We start from the raw sequence: 17,075 nt of genomic DNA, 5'->3' as shown, positions 1-17,075 counted from the left end.
CTTAAACAACTGGATAAAAACGTGACCGATATGACCCATGACCGGGCCGTCGCGCCCCGGCGCTCGGCAGGAGAGTGGCTCCATAGCCTTCTCAGCATGCCGGCGGGCGCCATTCTGCTGGTTTTCCTCGTCGTGCAGCTTGGCTGCATCGTCGCCGGGCTCTTGTTCCCCGACGACTTCCGTTATCTCTCATCGGCCAATATGGGCATCATGATGCGCTCGGTGCCGGTGCTCGGCTGCCTCGCGCTCGGGGCTGGCGTCCTGATGATCGCCGGGGAGTTCGATCTCTCCATCGGCTCGGTTTACACGCTGACCGCCGTTATCATGGCTATGCTGGTGGGCGCGGGCGTCGACGCGTTTCTCGCCGCGCCTGTTGGGCTGCTGGTCGGTGCAGTCATCGGACTTGGCAACGGGTTTCTTACCCTTAGATTTCATCTGCCAAGCTTTATCGTCACGCTAGGCGGTCTGCTGTTCTGGCGCGGGGCCGTCTTGCTGATCAATGGCGCGGTGCAGGTGCGGTTCGATCCGAACCCGGTGTTCAATGCGCTGTTCTCCGGCACCATCTTCGGCATCAACGCCGCTTTCATCTGGTTCATCGGGCTGTGCCTGGTTTTCTGGGCGCTGCTGCATCGGCATCGGCTGGGCAACCACATCTTTGCAACGGGCGGCAATAGGGCTGCGGCTACCGCCATCGGCGTCAATACCGGGCGGATCAAGATGATCGCCTTTGCCATTGCCGGGTTCATGGCGGCCTTTGCTGGCATCCTGGCGACGACGCGCGTCGGCTCGGTGCAGCCGGGGCAGGGGGCGGGGCTGGAGCTTCAGGCCATCGCGGCCTGCGTCATCGGTGGGCTTTCTCTCCGTGGCGGACGCGGCTCGATCCTCGGCGTGTTCCTCGGGGTGATGCTGATCTTCACCATTACCGACGTGCTGCTGCTGATGCGCGCGCCGGGTTTTTATCTCGACATGTTCATCGCCACGCTGATCGTTGCTGCCTCGATCTTCAATCACGGTCTTGATCGCCGGGGAGCCGAGTCATGAGCTTGCTGGAACTGCACAACATCAACAAGACTTTTGGGCCACTGAAGGCACTGAACGACCTGTCGTTTCAGGTTGGGCATAGCGAGGTCGTTGGGCTCCTCGGCGACAACGGCGCCGGGAAGTCGACGACGGTCAACATGATCTCGGGCATTCATCAGCCGAGCTCGGGCTATATCTCGGTGGATGGACAGCGACAAACCTTTGCCAATCGTCGCGATAGCGCCGAGGCGGGGATCGAGACGATCTACCAGAACACGGCGCTGGTCGATTGCCTCTCGATCTCGCGAAACATCTTCCTTGGGCGCGAGCTGACGGATCGCTTCGGGTTCCTGAACCTTAAGAAGATGCGCGAGATCGCCATGCAGGTGCTGGAAAGCGCCGTGCATATTTCGGGTATCGATAGTCCGGACAAGCTCGTGGGCGATCTTTCGGGCGGGCAGAAACAGGCCGTGGCGATTGCGCGGGCTGTGTTCTTCAAGCGGCGCGTATTGCTGCTCGATGAGCCAACCTCGGCTCTATCGGTGCGCGAGACGGAGGCGCTGCTTAATCAGGTGCTGAAGTTGAAAGCCGAGGGCGTTTCGAGCGTGCTGGTGACGCATAATCTCTACCACGCCTATCAGGTCTGCGATCGCTTCGTGATCATGAGCCATGGCACGAAGGTCTTCGATGTCGCGAAGGCCGATACGACGATCGAGGAACTGACGCAGCACGTGGTGCTGACTTAGCGTCTAGACCCGCGGCATCTCCGCTGGCCGGATTGCCCGCTTTTGCGCGGCAATCCGGAATGGCGCGTTGACGGCGCCGTAGCCGGCATAGTTGCCGCGGCGCTCGACGATTTCGAAGAAGAAGCCTTCGCCAAAACTCTGGGCGTAGATTTGGAAATATTCGCCACCCGCGTCGCGATCATAGAGCAGGTTGTTGGCGGCGAGGCGGGCGATCATGTCCTCGTCGAGCCCGAGCCGGGCTTCGAGATCGGAATAGTAGTTCTTTGAAATCTCGAGAACTGGCAGGCCGCTCGCCTTGAGCGCAGCGGCGGTGGCAAAGATATCGCTCGAGGCAAAGGCGATGTGCTGGACGCTGGAGCCAAATGTTTCGGCGATGAAATGGCCAGCAAGGGTCCGGTGGCTTTCAGCGCCGTTGAGGGTTAGGCGTAGTTCGCCGCCGGGGCTCTCGATCACTTGGCTGCGGACGAGGCCGGAGGGATCGACGACGTCGACCATGGGGCCTTTGTCGACCACGAAGATGGACCGGTAGAAGAGAATCCAGGTCAGCATTTCTTCGTAGTTCATCGTCTGGGCGATGTGGTCGAAATGGGTGAGGCTGGCGTTCGCAGCTCTGGTGGGCTCGGGTTCGAACTCGACGTCCCAGACCTTTGCGAGGTCGGACTGGTCATCGAGGAAGTAGAGCAGGCCGCCGCCAATGCCACGGATGGCAGGGATGGTCAGTTCGCCGGGATTGACGCGCTGGGCGAAAGGTTGGGCATCGAGTGCCTTGGCGCGGGCGAGTGTGGCGTTGGCGTCTTCCACCTTGAGGCCCATGGCATAGGCCGAGGTGCCATGAGTGAGATAGGCGGCGTGGGCCATGCCTTCGCGCTCGGTGTTGACGACGATGTTGATATCGCCCTGGCTGAAGCGCTCGACGCTCTTGCTGCGGTGTTTGCCGGTGCGGGCAAAGCCCAATTGGCCGAGCATGGTGCGCAGCGTTTCGGCTTCGGTTTCGTCGGCGGTGAACTCGACGAAACTGACGCCTTTCACCGCGACGCGTGGGGGCAGAGCGTCGGCGGCGGGCACGACTTCGGGTTCGGCCTCGCGCACCTGATCCATGAGGAAGACCAGCGAGCGATGGCCATCGAGCGCGATGGTGCGCGGGGAGCCAGAGCGGAACTGGTCGTTGAAAATTTCGAGGGAGAGCGGGCCATTGTAGCCGGTCGCGGCGACGGCGCCGGCAAAGTCGACGACGGGCAGGTCGCCTTCGCCGGGCATATTGCGGAAGTGGCGGCTCCAATAGAGGAGGTCCATGTCGAGCGCGGGGGCATCGGCGAGCTGGACGATAAAAATCTTGTCGCCGGGAATGGAGCGGATCGTGTCGGGATCGATCTTTCGCGACAGGGAGTGAAAGCTGTCGAGGATGAGGCCGACATTGGGATGATCGGCGCGGCGAACGATCTCCCAGGCGTCGCGATGGTCGTTGACGTGGCGGCCCCAGGCAAGGGCCTCGTAGCCGACCTTCAGGCCGCGCTTTGCCGCGCGCTCGCCCAGTTCGCGGAAGTCGGCGGCGGCGCGGTCGATGCCGCCGAGGGCTGCGGGGGCGATGCTGGAGCAGACGAGCATCAGGGGCGCGCCGAGCTCTTCCATCAGGTCGAACTTGCGTTCGGCTCGCTCAAAGGCCTGTCGGCGTTGGGGTTCGGGCAGGCCTTCGAAGTCTCGGAAGGGCTGGAAGAGGGTGATGTCGAGGCCGAGGTCGGCAACCATTCTGCGCACGTCGGCGGGACTGCGGTCATAGGCGAGAAAGTCGTTCTCGAAAATCTCGACGCCGTCGAAGCCGGCCGCTGCAATGGCTTCGAGTTTTTCTCTGAGATCGCCGCTGATCGAGACAGTCGCAATCGAGGTCTTCATTGCAAAATTCCTGAACGAACTAGTTCGTACAAAATATGGGCGCGAGGGGCATCGGTCAATTGGGGATTGGGGATTGGGATCGGGGAAGGAGGAGAATGGGGAATGGGGGAGAGGGGAGAGGGGAGAGGGAAGTGGGAAGTGGGAAGGGGGAAGGGGAGAGCAGGAGCCTGGGAGGGAAGAGTTGACAGTGAGTGGAGGCAACGGTGGGAACGCGCTGTGAACACGAGCAGCTTGAACGGTGGTCGCGGTGGAAGAAGGTGGAAGGCTTGGGGAGGCGGTGGTTGTCACGCTGTGGGGAAGCCATTCTTCCACGGTGTCATTCCCGCGGAAGCGGGAATCCCTGTTCGACGACGGAGATCCCCGCTTTCGCGGAGATGACACGGGAAAACTGAGACGTCGGCGTTCGTTCGGGGGCTCGAAGCCCCCGCCCTCGTTCCCTCCCCACAAGGGGGAGGGAGGCGCTTGGCTCGCGCTCACAGTTCCTTCGTCTTCCCCTTGTGAGGAGGGATTAAAGGGCGGGGGCCTTATCCTAGGTTGTCACCCTCGGGCTTGACCCGAGGGCTCTGAACTCGCGACGCCGTGGGTAAGTGAAATGTCCTCGGGTCGGGCCCTAGGATGACGGTCGGTGGGGCCAAACCTTATGCGGGCTTTATCTCGCCGCCTGCATCTCGAATGGAAATTTTACGCGCACCGGACCTAGGTTCCCCTTGCAACCAATATGGAGTGCAAGCCCATGCGTCCGCCGTACTACCTCTTCTACTATCGCGACCATGAAACTGTCGGCCGTCCCTATGAAGCCGCGGGGGGCAAGTTTGTTCTGATCACCTGTTCGATTGTGCTGGCGGGCCTCGTCGCCGTCGCTTTCTTCAGCGGTTTGTGAGGTCGCGCCATGTCCCTCGCTCTTTCCATGACACACCTCGAAACCTTTGCGCGCCTGCATGACGGGCGGCCTGGCGATGTGCATACGCTCTGGGCATTGTCGGAGCGGCTGCCCGGTGGCCTGGGTGGCGAGCATCCGATCTGGCAGACCCTGCTACAGGCAGAAGATGCCCATGTGCTGGTCGCGACCGAATGCCAGCTTCTGGTGGGTGCCATTGTGACCTGGCATCATAAGGGGGCCGATGTTGCGCGGCTTGCCTGGCTCGGTGTCGAAGCTTCGGCGCGGCATCGCGGCATCGGCCGGCTGCTGCTCGAAACCAGCATTGCCCGTGCCGAAATCGCCGGCGCCAGCGCTGTCGTCGCCCATGTTCCCGCCGGGGCCACCGATTTGCAGGCCCTGCTTGGAAAGAGTGGCTTTGTCGCCGTGAAAGGTGGCGAGTTGCGCCTGCAGCTGGGTGCATCATGAGCCCCCAGCATCTTGAGCCGCTTGCCGACAGGCATGCGCGCGATACGGACAAGGGGGCGGGATTGATCGTCCTCTTCATCTGCGTGCCCTTCTGCGTTCTTGCCGGGCTGGTTGTCTGGGTGGCGGGATAAATGCGCTACTGGAGACATTGGCAGAGCCGCGGCAGACGCAACCGTTGGCTGGATAGCGATCTGGAGCGTGGCGTACTCGCCGTGCTTATCCTGATGGCACTGGTGCTCTTCGCCATTGGCATCGGCACCATGGTGGAAATGATCGACGCAGGAAGCCTGCCCTGAGGGGCAGGCTTTTGTCATTTCACCGCTTCGGGTTTCGCGACGAAGCGCAGGACCATTTCCACGGTGTTCGCCTTCAGTCGCTGCTGAGACTCTTCCGCGCCGAAATCGCGGCCGAACAATTGCGAAAAGGTCGCGCGGTTGGAGACGTTGAAGAAGCAGAGCGCCGAAATCTGCCAGTGGATTTCGAGGGGATCGAGACCTTCTCGGAATTTTCCGTCCCTAAGGCCACGCTCGTAGAGGTCGCGGATATGGGCGATGGCGGTGACGTTGAGGTCGCGCACGAGGTTGGAGCGGGCCAAAAATTCGCCGTGGTGGATGTTTTCGATCATCACCATGCGGATGAAGTCTTCGTGCTGGTGGTGGTGCTCGAAAGTGAACTCCACGAGGCGCTTGAGGCCTTCGATGGGGGAGAGACCGGCGATGTCGAGCTTGGCTTCGCCTTCGCGCACTTCGGCATAGGCGTTTTCGAGGGCGGAGAGGTAGAGCCCCTCCTTGTCGCCAAAATAGTAGTAGATCATGCGCTTGCTCGAGCGCGTCTTGGCGGCGATTTCGTCGATGCGGGCGCCGGAGAGGCCATTGAGCGCGAATTCCTGGCTCGCCACTTCGATGATGTTCTGGCGCGTCCCTTCCGGGTCCTGCTGGCGCGTTGGCACCTTGCGACCCGCCTTGGTCAGCGGGGCCTCGGAATCCGACATGGCAATAAGCCTTTCTCCTCGAACCCCAGAATTGACTAAACTAACCAGTTCGTACATTGTGGGGCAAATCGCCTGAGATCGTTTGTAGCGGCGAGGCGAGCACGAAAACAAGAGCGGAAGGGTGTTGAGGCCCCCGCTTGAGGGAGCAGGACCTTTGCCCAGTCACATTGATCGCGTGCGCGAAGCCCTGGCGTATGTCGAGGGCGAGCGCGCCACTACGGTTGCTCCCGGGCCGGGCGTGCATATCGGGCTGCTCGGGCGTGGCATCGGGGCGTCGCTGACCCCGATCATGCATGAGGCCGAGGGTCGGCGACTGGGGCTTGGCTATCGCTACGACCTCATTGATTTCGACCGATTGGGGCTCGAAGACGCCGATCTCGGCAGTGTTCTCGATGCCGTTCAGCAACTTGGCTTTGGGGGGTGAATGTCACCTATCCGTTCAAGCAGGCGATCATTCCGCTGCTCGATGAACTCTCCGGCGGAGCCTCGGCCATCGGCGCGGTCAATACAGTGGTGTTCAACGCTTTTGGGGCGACGGGGCACAATACCGATTGCTACGGTTTTGCCCAAAGCCTGCGCCAGGGGCTCGGCGTTGTGCCGGTCAATCACGTGGTTCAGGTGGGCGCCGGTGGGGCTGGAGCGGCTGTCGCGCAGGCCCTCGCCGAACTCGGCGCTATGCAGATCGATATCATCGATGTGGATCTGGAACGGGCCGAGGCTCTCGCCGGCCAGGTGGCGTGCGCCAATGGCACCCTGACGCGGGCGCTCGCGCCGGACCGGTTCGCCGAAGTCGTGGGGTCTGCAGCGGGGATCGTCAATGCAACACCAGTGGGCATGGAGAAGCTGCCGGGCGTGCCCTTTGATCCGGCCCTGCTCAAGCCACATCAATGGGTGGCCGACATCATCTATTTTCCGCGCGAGACCGAGTTGATCAAAGCGGCACGGGCACTTGGCTGTCGCGTCCTGCCGGGTGGCGGCATGGCCGTCTATCAGGCCGTGCGCGCCTTCCGCCTGTTTTCTGGCACGGAGCCGGATGCCGGGGAAATGGCCAAAACCTTTGCTGCCTATGCCTGAGTGCTGAGGCGGCCGGTTCCCAACACATGTTCGACGCCCCGATTGACGTGGCTTGCCAGCATGGCCAGCGCGCCATCTATGTTGCGCGCCAGCGCCAGTTCGAACATGGCCTTGTGGTCATCCACCACGCCGACACCGCGAAAACTGACGGCCAGCATGTGGTAGCGGAGGAACCGGTCGAAGATCGCCGCATGGAGATCGAGCAGGGCTTTTGAGCCGCAGGCCGAGATCAACGCATTGTGGAAGGCAAAATCGTAGCGCACCCAATCGCTGGTCTGCTTGGCCTCGCCGGCCAGCAACTGCTTTTCGATGGTGGCGAGCTTGTAGTGGGCGGCCACGACGCGCCCCTCCCATTCGAGATCGCCCCGGCGGAACGAGAGTTGCAAGGCGTGGCTTTCGAGTAGCAGGCGGAGGTCGGCGATTTCGCGCAGGTCAGCAGCCGTCGCCGGGGCGACGAAGAATCCCTTTTGTCCCTCGGCGACCACCAGGTCTTCGCTCGCCAGCCGATTGAGGATTTCGCGCAGCGTGCTGACGCCGACGCCGTAAGTTTCGCGCAGGGGTTCGAGCTTGAGTTTCTGCCCCGGTGCCAGTCGGCAGGCGATGATGTCGGCGCGCAGGCGCAGATAGGTCGCTTCGCCGATTGTCTGCTCGTTTTCCGCCTCAGGTCCGGTCATCATCATTCATCTGGTAAAATCGGGAATATCTGATATATACGAAAACCAATGGTGAAATGAAAGAGACCTGAACAAAGAGTCTCAGCCATGGTTGACATGAACGTACTAGTTCGTACAAAGTGACGCCAAGCCGATGGAGAGGACCATTGGCCGTCCCGGACAATCCGGAACGGGGGTATTCCCCCAAGGGAGGAATAGATATGAACCTTTTGCTTTCGCGCCGCGCCCTTATGGTCGGCGGGCTTCTGCTGGCGGCCGCTTTTCCGGCCATGGCGCAGGACAAGCCTGTGCTGCGCTTCTCCGCCGTCTTCTCCGAGCAGGATATTCGCGCCGAGATGACCCAGCTCCTGGGCTCGCAGATTGCGTTGCCGATATCGCCACGCTCGAACCCTACTATGGCGGCAATCTCTTCAAGCAGGGCACTGAGCTTGTCGCGCTGCAGCGCGGCAATCTCGAAATGGGCAATATCGCCCCGCAGGATATTTCCAACCAGATCCCGGCCTGGTCGGTTCTTACCTCGGCCTATCTCTTCCGCGATGCGGACCACCTGCGCACCTTCTTTGACAGCGATGTCGGCGCCGAATTCAAGAAGATGGCCGAAGAACAGCTTGGCATCCACATTCTCGGGCCGACCTATTTCGGTGCCCGTCAGGTGGGGCTGCGCGGCGACAAGGAAATCAAGACGCCAGCCGATATGGCCGGCATCAAGCTGCGCATGCCCGGCGGCGATGCCTGGCAGTTCCTCGGGACTTCGCTCGGCGCCAATCCGACGCCCATGGCCTATGCCGAAGTCTATACCGGCCTCCAGACTGGCGCTATCGACGGCCAGGACAATCCGCTCCCGAACGTTGAAAACATGAAGTTCTACGAAGTGATGGACCAGATCGTCCTCACCTCGCATCTCGTCGGTTTTGACCTTCTGGTGATTTCCAAGAGTGCCTGGGACGCGATGACGCCGGAACAGCAGGCTGAGTTCACGACTGCCGCAACCGCCGCCATCGACTTCAGCCAGAAGGCGCATCTTGAACGCGAGGCGGCGCTGGTGGAACAGTTCAAGGGCGCTGGCCTTGCCATCAACACGCCCGATGTCGACGCGTTCCGCGCCCATGCGCAAAAGGTCTATCTCGATAGCGATCTGGCCAAGGACTGGCCGGAAGGCGTCGTCGACAAGATCAACGCGCTCTAAAACTCTCCTCCGCCAGGGGCGGCGCCGCCAGCCGGTGCCGCCCCACTTGAAATGTACCGGTCGGCGAGACCGGTAGCGGGAGCCCACCATGCCCACCTCTTTCCATTCAATCGGCCGATGGCTTTATGCCCGCGCCGAAAACTTGCTTGCGGCCATGCTGGCGACCATGTTCGTGGTCTTCATCATCCAGATCGTCTTCCGCTATCTGCTGAACCTGCCGATCGGTTGGACGCATGAGATCAGCGTCATGATGTGGCTCTGGATGGTGCTGTTCGGCACCGCCTTTGTCGTGCGCGACAGCGAGGAAATCCGCTTCGATATTCTCTACAGCGCCGCAGGACCGCGCACGCGCCGGGTCATGGTGCTCGTCAGTAGCCTGTCGCTGGTCGTGCTGTTCTCGATCTCGCTGCCCGCGGTCATCGACTACATTGCTTTCATGAAAGTCGAGAAGACGGCGTATCTGAAAATCCGCTTCGACTACCTCTATTCCATCTACGGCATCTTCGCGGTCGCCATGATCGTGCGCCAGCTTTACCTCGCCTATCAGGCGGTATGGGGCAGCAAGGCGAACGAGTTCGACCCCACCAAGGCGAGTTCCGGCGTATGACGATTTCTCTGGCCTTCGGCCTCTCTCTTGGCCTTCTCACGGTCCTGGCCTTTCTCGGCCTGCCCATGGGTCTCGCCATGATCTGCGGGTCTGTCCTCTATCTCTTCATGCGCGGACAGGACCCCGGCATTGTCGCCGAGCAGTTCCTCAATGGCATGTATTCCAACTACATCATGCTGGCCGTGCCGCTGTTCATTCTCGCGGCCGAGATCATGAATTCGGGCACGCTGTCCGATCGCCTGCTGAAGTGGTGTGACGCGCTGGTCGGCCGCTTCCGCGGCGGTCTCGCGCAGGTCAATGTGCTGCAGTCGATCGTCTTTGCCGGCATGTCGGGCTCGGCCGTGGCCGATGCCGCTGGCTCGGGCAAGATGATGCAGCACATGATGACCAAGGACGGGAAATATACCCCCCTATGCTGCTGCGCTGACCGCTGTCACGGCGGTGATTGGGCCGATCATTCCGCCCTCCATTCCCATGGTGCTCTATGCGCTCGTGGCCGATACGTCCATCGGCTACCTGTTCCTGGGCGGCGTGGTGCCGGGCCTGCTCATGGCTGGCGTCATGATGGTGCAGATCGCCATTACGGCGCGGATCAAGAACTTTCCGGTTGAAGAGCCCGTGCCGCTGCGCAAGTTGCCCAAGATGACCTGGGAAGCGCTGCCGGTGCTCTTCATGCCCGTGGTGCTGATGTATGGCATCTATGGCGGTATCACCACGCCGACCGAAGCTGCCGCTGTGGCTGCCGCCTATGCGCTGCTGGTTTCGGCCTTCATCTATCGCGCAGTGAAAGCGCCGGAGCTCTATCAATCGGTGCTCACCAGCGCCAAGACCACGGCCTCCATCGGCATGCTGATCGCCGGGGCGCTGGTGTTCAACTATGTGGTGACGGTGGAAAACATTCCGCGCACCATCAGCGCCATCCTGCTTTCGTGGGATCTCAACCCCGTCACCTTCCTGATCATCGTCAATATCATCCTCTTGGTGCTCGGCTGTGTGCTGGAGGGGACGACGATCCTGCTGGTCATCGTGCCGGTGCTGATCCCGACCGCACAAGCGCTGGGTATCGACATGGTGCATTTCGGTGTCGTGGCGGTGGTCAACATCATGCTGGGGCTGATCACGCCGCCCTATGGGTTGTTGCTCTTCATCATGACGCGCATATCGGGCTCGCCCATGCGGGCGATCATCGGCGATGTCATGCCCTTCCTGTGGTCGCTGATTGGGGCGCTGATCGTCTTCACCTTCGTGCCGGAAACGGTGCTCTGGCTGCCGCGCATGTTCGGCTATGCGGGTGTCACGCCATGAAGCCGGTCTATGTGCTGAATGGGCCCAATCTCAATCGTCTGGGCAAGCGTGAGCCGCATATCTATGGCACGACGACGCTCGCCGAGATCGAGGAGAATTGCCGAAAGGTGATTGGTGATCGGCCGATCATCTTCCGGCAGACGAATAGCGAAGAGACGCTGATCGGGCTGGTGCATGAGGCGATCGATGAGGGGGCAGGGATTGTCATCAATCCCGCCGCCTTCACCTTCACCTCACTGGCGCTGCTCGATGCCCTGAAAATGTTCGAGGGGCCGGTGATCGAGCTGCATATTTCCAATATCCACAAGCGCGAGCAGATCTACCATAAGTCTTATGTGTCGATGCGGGCGGACGCGGTGATCGCGGGGCTTGGGGCTTATGGGTATGAGGCGGCGCTGGTGGCGTTGTTGCGGCTGGTGAGGGACTGATTTGGCCGGCCTGATACTCTCAACCATCGTCACCACCGGGCTTGTCCCGGTGGTCCATGCGGAGGCGAGATGGATTGCCGGGACAAGCCCGGCAATGACGATGGAGGGGGAGCGTGCACCTGAACTGCCGCCATGCACAGATCGTTACCCTCGGGCTTGACCTGCTCTGCACTTGCTGCGCCGTCTTAAGTGAAGTGTCCTCGGGTCGAGCCCGAGGATGACGTGCGGTGGCGGTGGTGATGGCGGTGATTGGGAGCGGGCTGCTGCTAGTGCAGCCCATTCTCCGCGATGAATGCTTCGAGCTTGTCCTGCTGCGCCTTGGTCAGGGGCCAGGCGGAGGGTGGGCGGGTTGGACCGCAATCTCGGCCGAGGGCTTGCAGCGCGGCCTTTACGCCGGTGACATTGGTGCCGTTCATTTCTTCGGCGCGGATATCCTCAAAGGCCTTCATGCCGGCGATGAGCTTGTTGGCGCTGACATAGTCGCCGGCATCGAGCGCGGCGTGGATGGCCAGGGACCGTTCGGGCCAGACGTTGATGAGGCCAGAGGTGAAGCCGCGGGCGCCGACGGCGTAGAGGGCAGGGGCCCAGACTTCGGCGAGGCCGCCGACCCAGACGATGTCGGGATCGCAGGCCGCCTTGGCTTCGGCGAGTTTCAGCGGATTGGGCGTTGCCCATTTGACGCCCTTCACGCCCGGCACGGCGCAGAGGTCGGCAATGGCCTTTGTGCCGATGGCGTCGTTGCGGAGATAGAGCATCATCGGCAGGCCGCCGGAGGCGTCGGCGATGGCTTTCAGGTAGTCGACGATACCGCGGGGGGCGACGAAGGGATCGGGCGGCTGGTGCACCATGAGGGCGGTGGCGCCAGCATTGGCGGAGGTTTTGGCCAGGGCCTGAGCGTCGCGGATGCCGCGGCCGACACCGGCGAGGACCGGGGCGCGGCCGGCGACGAGGGCGACGACTTCGCGCACCATGGTGGAAGCTTCGTCGGTCGTCAGCGCGTAGAATTCGCCGGTATTGCCATTGACCACCGGCATATGGAGACCGGCGCCGAGGGCGCGGTCGAGGATCGGCACCAGCTTTTGCGGGGCGATGTCGCCGTTCCCGTCATAGGGCGTGACGAGAATGCCGGAGATGCCGGTGAGGGCCTGGTCGAGCGTGCGTCGCATGTCGCGCCTTTCGGTTCAGTAGATGTCGGGTTCACCCGCGGCCGCGCCAAAGCCGCGTTCGAGGAAGTCGAAGTCGCAGCCCTTGTCGGCCTGGGTGACGTGTTTGGAATACATCCAGCCCCAACCGCGTTCGAAGCGCGGAGCAGGCGGGGTCCAGGCGGCGCGGCGGCGTTCCAATTCGTCCTCGGCGACCAGCATGTCGAGCCGGCGATTGTCGAGATCGAGGCGGACGATGTCGCCGGTGCGGAGGAGAGCCAGCGGGCCGCCGACATAGGATTCCGGCGCGACGTGGAGGACGCAGGCGCCATAGGAGGTGCCGGACATGCGGGCGTCGGAGATGCGCAGCATGTCGCGGTGGCCTTGCTTGATCAGCGCCTTGGGAATGGGGAGCATGCCCCATTCGGGCATGCCGGGGCCGCCGAGGGGGCCGGCATTACGCAGGACCAGCACGTGGTCGGGCGTGACGTCGAGGTTTTCGTCGTCGATGGTGGCCTTCATCTCGGCGTAGGAATCATAGACCAGCGCCGGGCCCTGGTGGCGGTAATATTTCGGGTCGCAGGCGGCGGGCTTTATGACGGCGCCATCTGGGCAGAGATTGCCGCGCAGAACGGCGAGTGAGCCCTCGTGATAGACGGGGTTCGAGAGGGGACGGATGACGTCGTCATTATAGACAACGGCGCCTTCGAGGTTTTCGCCGAGGGTCTTGCCGTTGACGGTGATGGCGCCCAGATGCAGCCGATCGACGATCTGCGTCATCAGTGCGCGGAGGCCGCCGGCGAAGTAAAAGTCCTCCATCAGGTAGCCCTGGCCGTTGGGCCGGACATTGGCGAGGAGGGGGGTCGTGCGGCCGAGGGCGTCGAGATCGTCGAGCGAGAGATCGACGCCGGCGCGGCGGGCCATGGCGATCAGGTGCACCACGGCATTGGTCGAGCAGCCGGTGGCCATGGCGACGATGGCGCCATTGCGCACCGAGGCCTCGGTGACGATATGGGCGGGAGTCAGGTCATCCCAGGCCATGTCGACGATGCGGCGGCCGCAATCGGCGGCCATGCGCTGGTGCGCGGAATCGACGGCGGGAATCGAGGAGGTGCCGGGCAGGGTCAGGCCCATGGCGTCGACGATGGCGGTCATGGTCGAGGCCGTGCCCATGGTCATACAGACGCCGGCAGAGCGGGCGATGCCGCCTTGCAGGCCCTGCCATTGCTCATCGGTGACATTGCCGGCGCGGCGTTCGTCCCAATATTTCCAGGCGTCGGAGCCGGAGCCCAGCGGCTTGCCGGCATAGTTGCCGCGCAGCATGGGGCCGGCGGGCAGGTAGATCATCGGCACGTTGGCGGTGATGCCGCCCATGACGAGGCCGGGCGTGGTCTTGTCGCAGCCACCCATCAGGACAACGCCATCGAGCGGGTGCGAGCGGATGTTTTCCTCGGCCTCCATGGCGAGGAGGTTGCGATAGAGCATGGAGGTGGGTTTTGTAAAACTCTCGTCGACCGAGAGCGTCGGCAGTTCGACCGGGAAGCCGCCCGCTGCCAGGACGCCGCGCTTCACCGCTTCAACGCGTTCCGGAAAGTGGCTGTGGCAGGCGTTGAGTTCGGACCAGGTGTTGAGGATGCCGATCACAGGCTTGCCCATGAAATCGGCTTCCGAATAGCCGAGCTGCATCAGCCGCGAGCGGTGTCCGAAACTCCTGAGATCGTCCGGCGCGAACCAGCGCGCCGAACGCAATTGGTCGGCTGACTTCCGCATGGCCTTCTCCTCCTCGGGCCCTGACCGCAGCATCGCCGCCCATTCTCCCAAAGGGCATTGGCGATGCTGCAGGGGCGCTAACGAAAGCGTCCCTTTAAGGTCAGAGTTTGACCAGCGTCCTGACGTCGACCGGCAGGCCGGATGCAAAGGACTGGTTGGCGGCGATGCCGGTCAGGATCGAGAGGGCACCATCGCGATGGTTTGCGCCATAGCCCGGACGCGGCGTGGCATTGCCGAAGATTTCTTCGAGCATGATCTTGTCGCCGCCGCCGTGGCCGCCTTCGGCATGCTTGATCGGGACGACGCGCGGCTCGCCATGGAGCGGGAAGTGATAGAGCTTCACACCCTTGGCGGAGCCTTCGGTTTCCGAGCCAGCGCCGGCATTGATGTAGGAATTCTCGTGCACGGTCAGCTCGAGACGCCCGCCGGTGCCGTTGATGGCGACGTTGAAACCTTCCCAGGGGGCATAAGCGTAGAGCGAATAGGTCATCACCGCCTTGTTGCGGTAGCGGACCATGACGTTCATCGTGTCTTCGATGGAAATGCCGTCGCCAAAAACGTTCTGGTCTCGCTGGTAGCCGTCTTCCTTCTCGGCGTCCCAGTAGAGCGACTTCTGGACCGGGGTCGAGGTCAGGTCGATGGCGAAGGGGTCGTTCTTGGCCGCTTCAACGCCGGTGGTGCGGGTATAGGGCGTGAAGACGCCGCGGGATTCGGCATTGGCACGGCCGTAGAATTTCAGGTCGCCCATGGCAAAGACCGTGTCGGGCTGGCTGCCGAGCCAGAAATTGACGAGGTCGAAGTGGTGGGTCGACTTGTGGACCATGAGGCCACCGGAATTGCGCTTGTCGCGGTGCCAGCGACGGAAATAGTCGGCGCCGTGGCGGGTATCGAGCAGCCATTCGAAGTGGATCGAGGTCGGGGTGCCGATGGCGCCTTCGGCGATCAGCTCGCGCAGGGCCGAATTGTGCGGGGCATAGCGGTAGTTGAAGGTCACGCGGACATTGCGGCCGGTGCGCTCGACGGCGTCGAGGATTTCCTGGCACTTTTCCTTGTCGACGGTCATCGGCTTTTCGGTGATGACGTCGCAGCCAAGTTCCATGGCGCGGATGATGTAGGTGTGGTGGGTACGGTCGACTGAGGTGACGATGACGAAATCGGGCTTCTCGGCGGCGATCATCTTGTCGAAATCGCCGGCCTTGTAGGTCGGGACTGCCTTGCCGCCGAGTTCTTCGGTAAAGACGCGGTTGGTGTAGTCCATGCGGGTCTGGTTGGTGTCGCAGAGGGCGACGATGCGGGAATTGTCCTTGTGAGGTCCGAGGATGGCCTCGTAGAACATCCTGGCCCGTCCGCCCGTGCCCACGATTGCATAAGTCTTGGCCATTTCCGCTCCTCGCATGCCATCAAAACCACGGCGAGATGACTCATCTTTTCGCCGCGCGGTTACATGTACCATACAAGATTGGCGGCGTGCACTTGTTCTTTTGGCGGAACGCAAAAAAGACGAAACGCGCGACCACGGGAGTGATCGCGCGCCTTAATATGTTTGTAGAAACAGTTAGTTAGTGCGGGCGAGGTGCCGGTTGAGATAGAGCGCGATCAGGGTGCAGACGGCGCCGGAGAGCAGGTAGGCACCCGAGGAGATGAGGCCGAAATTGCTCGACAGCAGCAGAGCGACCAGCGGCGCGAAGCCGGCGCCGAAGAGCCAGGCGAGGTCCGAAGTCAGCGCCGAACCGGTATAGCGATAGAGCCGCGTAAAGTTGGCGGCGACGACGCCTGAGGACTGACCGAAGGAGAGGCCCAACAGGGCGAAACCAATGATCATGTAGATGGTTTCGCCGGTCTGGCCAGCACCGAGCAGCAGCGGGGCGAAGATGCTGAAGACGCCGATGGCGGCAGCCGAATAGCCCAAGAGCTGGCGGCGGCCGATGCTGTCGGCGAGATAGCCCGAGAGGACGACGGCGACGAGACCGACGCAGGCGGCGGCAATTTCGATGACAAGGAAATTGGCCGGCACTTCCTGGGTGTAGAGGAACACATAGGAGAGCGGGAACACGGTCACCATGTGGAAGAGGGCGAAGCTTGCCAGCGGGGCGAAGGCGCCGATGACGATATTGCGCCAGTCATTGGTGATGGTCTCGCGCAGCGTCGAAGGCTCGAGTTCGCCACTCTCGAAGAGGTGGGTGTATTCGGGCGTGACCACGATGCGCAGGCGCGCAAAGAGCGCCACGATATTGATGGCGAAGGCCACGAAGAATGGATAGCGCCAGCCCCAGCCGAGAAAGTCCTCAGCCGAAAGGGCCCAGGACAGATAGGCAAAAAGAGCGCTGGCAACGATGAGGCCGATGGGGGCGCCGAGCTGAGGCACCATGGCGAACCAGCCGCGCTTTTCCTGGGGGCGTTGAGCGCCAGGAGCGAGGCGAGGCCATCCCAGGTGCCGGCGAGGGCGAGGCCCTGGCCGATGCGGAAGATGACGAGAATGGCGACGGCGAGCCAGCCGACCTGATCGTAGCCGGGCAGGAAAGCGACGGCCACGGTCGAGACGCCGAGCAGCATCAGGGCGATGGTGAGCTTGACGCCGCGGCCATAGCGGCGGTCGACGGCGAGGAAGATCGCCGTGCCGATCGGGCGGGCGACGAAGGCCAGGGCGAAGACGGCGAAGGAAAGGAGCGTGCCTGTCAACGGGTCGGCAAAGGAGAAGATCAGCGTCGGGAACACCAGCACCGAGGCGATGGCATAGACGAAGAAGTCGAAGAACTCGGAGGTGCGACCAATAATCACACCGATGGCGATCTCGCCGGCATCGACGGGTCTGTGAGTGTCGTGAAGTTGGCGTGCGTCGTGTTCGGCTGAAGTCTCAGGGACCTGGGGAGTGGAGGCTGCCATGTCGCTAAGCTCCT

At 62.3% G+C, this 17,075-nt stretch carries 17 protein-coding genes and 2 pseudogenes; 12 read left to right on the top strand and 7 right to left on the bottom strand.

What is annotated here, in order from left to right; genetic code table 11:
• Positions 1-30: 30 nt before the first annotated feature.
• On the top strand, positions 31-1,041 hold the full coding sequence (locus tag NVV77_RS17045; RefSeq protein WP_295416188.1) for an ABC transporter permease: 1,011 nt from the start codon (positions 31-33) through the stop codon (positions 1,039-1,041).
• On the top strand, positions 1,038-1,766 hold the full coding sequence (locus NVV77_RS17040) for an ATP-binding cassette domain-containing protein (protein ID WP_295415154.1): 729 nt from the start codon (positions 1,038-1,040) through the stop codon (positions 1,764-1,766). Before NVV77_RS17045 ends, NVV77_RS17040 begins: the two co-directional genes overlap by 4 nt.
• Positions 1,767-1,769: 3 nt before the next feature.
• On the opposite strand, the gene NVV77_RS17035 is transcribed toward NVV77_RS17040, so the two are convergent.
• Positions 1,770-3,656 carry a sugar phosphate isomerase/epimerase and 4-hydroxyphenylpyruvate domain-containing protein gene (locus NVV77_RS17035; RefSeq protein WP_295415153.1) on the bottom strand — a complete coding sequence of 629 codons (1,887 nt, stop codon included), beginning with the start codon at positions 3,654-3,656 and terminating at the stop codon, positions 1,770-1,772.
• Between the two features lie 733 nt (positions 3,657-4,389).
• Between NVV77_RS17035 and NVV77_RS17030 the strand changes: the two genes are divergently transcribed.
• From NVV77_RS17030 to NVV77_RS17015, 4 genes are read left to right on the top strand one after another with little or no spacing between them, the layout of a single operon-like run.
• Positions 4,390-4,536: a hypothetical protein gene (locus tag NVV77_RS17030; RefSeq protein ID WP_295415152.1), complete on the top strand. Its 147-nt coding sequence runs from the start codon at positions 4,390-4,392 to the stop codon at positions 4,534-4,536.
• Positions 4,537-4,545: 9 nt separating this feature from the next.
• A complete protein-coding gene (locus NVV77_RS17025) occupies positions 4,546-5,001 on the top strand; it encodes a GNAT family N-acetyltransferase (RefSeq protein ID WP_295415151.1) in 456 nt (151 codons plus the stop codon).
• The gene (locus tag NVV77_RS17020; protein ID WP_295415150.1) at positions 4,998-5,132 is read left to right on the top strand and encodes a hypothetical protein; all 135 of its coding nucleotides are present in this window, start codon (positions 4,998-5,000) and stop codon (positions 5,130-5,132) included. The genes NVV77_RS17025 and NVV77_RS17020 overlap by 4 nt, the downstream gene beginning before the upstream one ends.
• The gene (locus NVV77_RS17015; protein WP_295415149.1) at positions 5,133-5,297 is read left to right on the top strand and encodes a hypothetical protein; all 165 of its coding nucleotides are present in this window, start codon (positions 5,133-5,135) and stop codon (positions 5,295-5,297) included.
• 14 nt (positions 5,298-5,311) lie between these two features.
• On the opposite strand, the gene NVV77_RS17010 is transcribed toward NVV77_RS17015, so the two are convergent.
• Positions 5,312-5,992 (bottom strand): TetR/AcrR family transcriptional regulator, encoded by a 681-nt coding sequence (locus NVV77_RS17010; RefSeq protein WP_295415148.1) that lies wholly within the window; start codon positions 5,990-5,992, stop codon positions 5,312-5,314.
• A gap of 154 nt (positions 5,993-6,146) precedes the next feature.
• Between NVV77_RS17010 and NVV77_RS22035 the strand changes: the two genes are divergently transcribed.
• Together NVV77_RS22035 and NVV77_RS17005 are read left to right on the top strand one after the other, a co-directional pair.
• Complete coding sequence (locus NVV77_RS22035; RefSeq protein ID WP_367178645.1) at positions 6,147-6,416, top strand: hypothetical protein; 270 nt, start codon at positions 6,147-6,149, stop codon at positions 6,414-6,416.
• Positions 6,413-7,066: a shikimate dehydrogenase gene (locus NVV77_RS17005; RefSeq protein ID WP_367178644.1), complete on the top strand. Its 654-nt coding sequence runs from the start codon at positions 6,413-6,415 to the stop codon at positions 7,064-7,066. Before NVV77_RS22035 ends, NVV77_RS17005 begins: the two co-directional genes overlap by 4 nt.
• On the opposite strand, the gene NVV77_RS17000 is transcribed toward NVV77_RS17005, so the two are convergent.
• Complete coding sequence (locus tag NVV77_RS17000; protein ID WP_295415147.1) at positions 7,057-7,743, bottom strand: GntR family transcriptional regulator; 687 nt, start codon at positions 7,741-7,743, stop codon at positions 7,057-7,059. The two genes, NVV77_RS17005 and NVV77_RS17000, sit on opposite strands and share 10 nt — an antisense overlap.
• Before the next feature lie 130 nt (positions 7,744-7,873).
• On the opposite strand from NVV77_RS17000, the gene dctP reads away from it, so the two are divergent.
• The 4 genes and pseudogenes from dctP to NVV77_RS16980 all read left to right on the top strand — a co-directional run bounded on the left by dctP (position 7,874) and on the right by NVV77_RS16980 (position 11,266).
• The gene (gene dctP, locus NVV77_RS16995) at positions 7,874-8,926 is read left to right on the top strand and encodes a TRAP transporter substrate-binding protein DctP (RefSeq protein WP_367178643.1); all 1,053 of its coding nucleotides are present in this window, start codon (positions 7,874-7,876) and stop codon (positions 8,924-8,926) included.
• A gap of 88 nt (positions 8,927-9,014) precedes the next feature.
• Positions 9,015-9,533, top strand: a complete 519-nt coding sequence (locus NVV77_RS16990) for a TRAP transporter small permease (RefSeq protein ID WP_295415146.1) — start codon at positions 9,015-9,017, stop codon at positions 9,531-9,533.
• A pseudogene (locus NVV77_RS16985) lies at positions 9,530-10,838 on the top strand (TRAP transporter large permease). Before NVV77_RS16990 ends, NVV77_RS16985 begins: the two are co-directional and overlap by 4 nt.
• On the top strand, positions 10,835-11,266 hold the full coding sequence (locus tag NVV77_RS16980; RefSeq protein ID WP_295415145.1) for a type II 3-dehydroquinate dehydratase: 432 nt from the start codon (positions 10,835-10,837) through the stop codon (positions 11,264-11,266). The pseudogene NVV77_RS16985 and the gene NVV77_RS16980 overlap by 4 nt, the downstream one beginning before the upstream one ends.
• Before the next feature lie 266 nt (positions 11,267-11,532).
• Here NVV77_RS16980 and NVV77_RS16975 read toward each other — a convergent pair whose 3' ends face one another.
• The 4 genes and pseudogenes from NVV77_RS16975 to NVV77_RS16960 all read right to left on the bottom strand — a co-directional run bounded on the left by NVV77_RS16975 (position 11,533) and on the right by NVV77_RS16960 (position 17,061).
• Positions 11,533-12,432: a dihydrodipicolinate synthase family protein gene (locus tag NVV77_RS16975; protein ID WP_295415144.1), complete on the bottom strand. Its 900-nt coding sequence runs from the start codon at positions 12,430-12,432 to the stop codon at positions 11,533-11,535.
• A 15-nt stretch (positions 12,433-12,447) separates the two neighbouring features.
• Positions 12,448-14,178 (bottom strand): L-arabinonate dehydratase, encoded by a 1,731-nt coding sequence (gene araD, locus NVV77_RS16970; protein WP_295415143.1) that lies wholly within the window; start codon positions 14,176-14,178, stop codon positions 12,448-12,450.
• 100 nt (positions 14,179-14,278) lie between these two features.
• Positions 14,279-15,559 carry a Gfo/Idh/MocA family oxidoreductase gene (locus NVV77_RS16965; protein ID WP_295415142.1) on the bottom strand — a complete coding sequence of 427 codons (1,281 nt, stop codon included), beginning with the start codon at positions 15,557-15,559 and terminating at the stop codon, positions 14,279-14,281.
• 174 nt (positions 15,560-15,733) lie between these two features.
• Positions 15,734-17,061 (bottom strand): annotated as a pseudogene (locus NVV77_RS16960) (MFS transporter).
• Positions 17,062-17,075: the final 14 nt, after the last annotated feature.

It is taken from the genome of Devosia sp. (assembly GCF_024707125.1).
Classification (GTDB): Bacteria; Pseudomonadota; Alphaproteobacteria; order Rhizobiales; family Devosiaceae; genus Devosia.
This window is presented reverse-complemented; position numbering and strand designations above follow the sequence as displayed.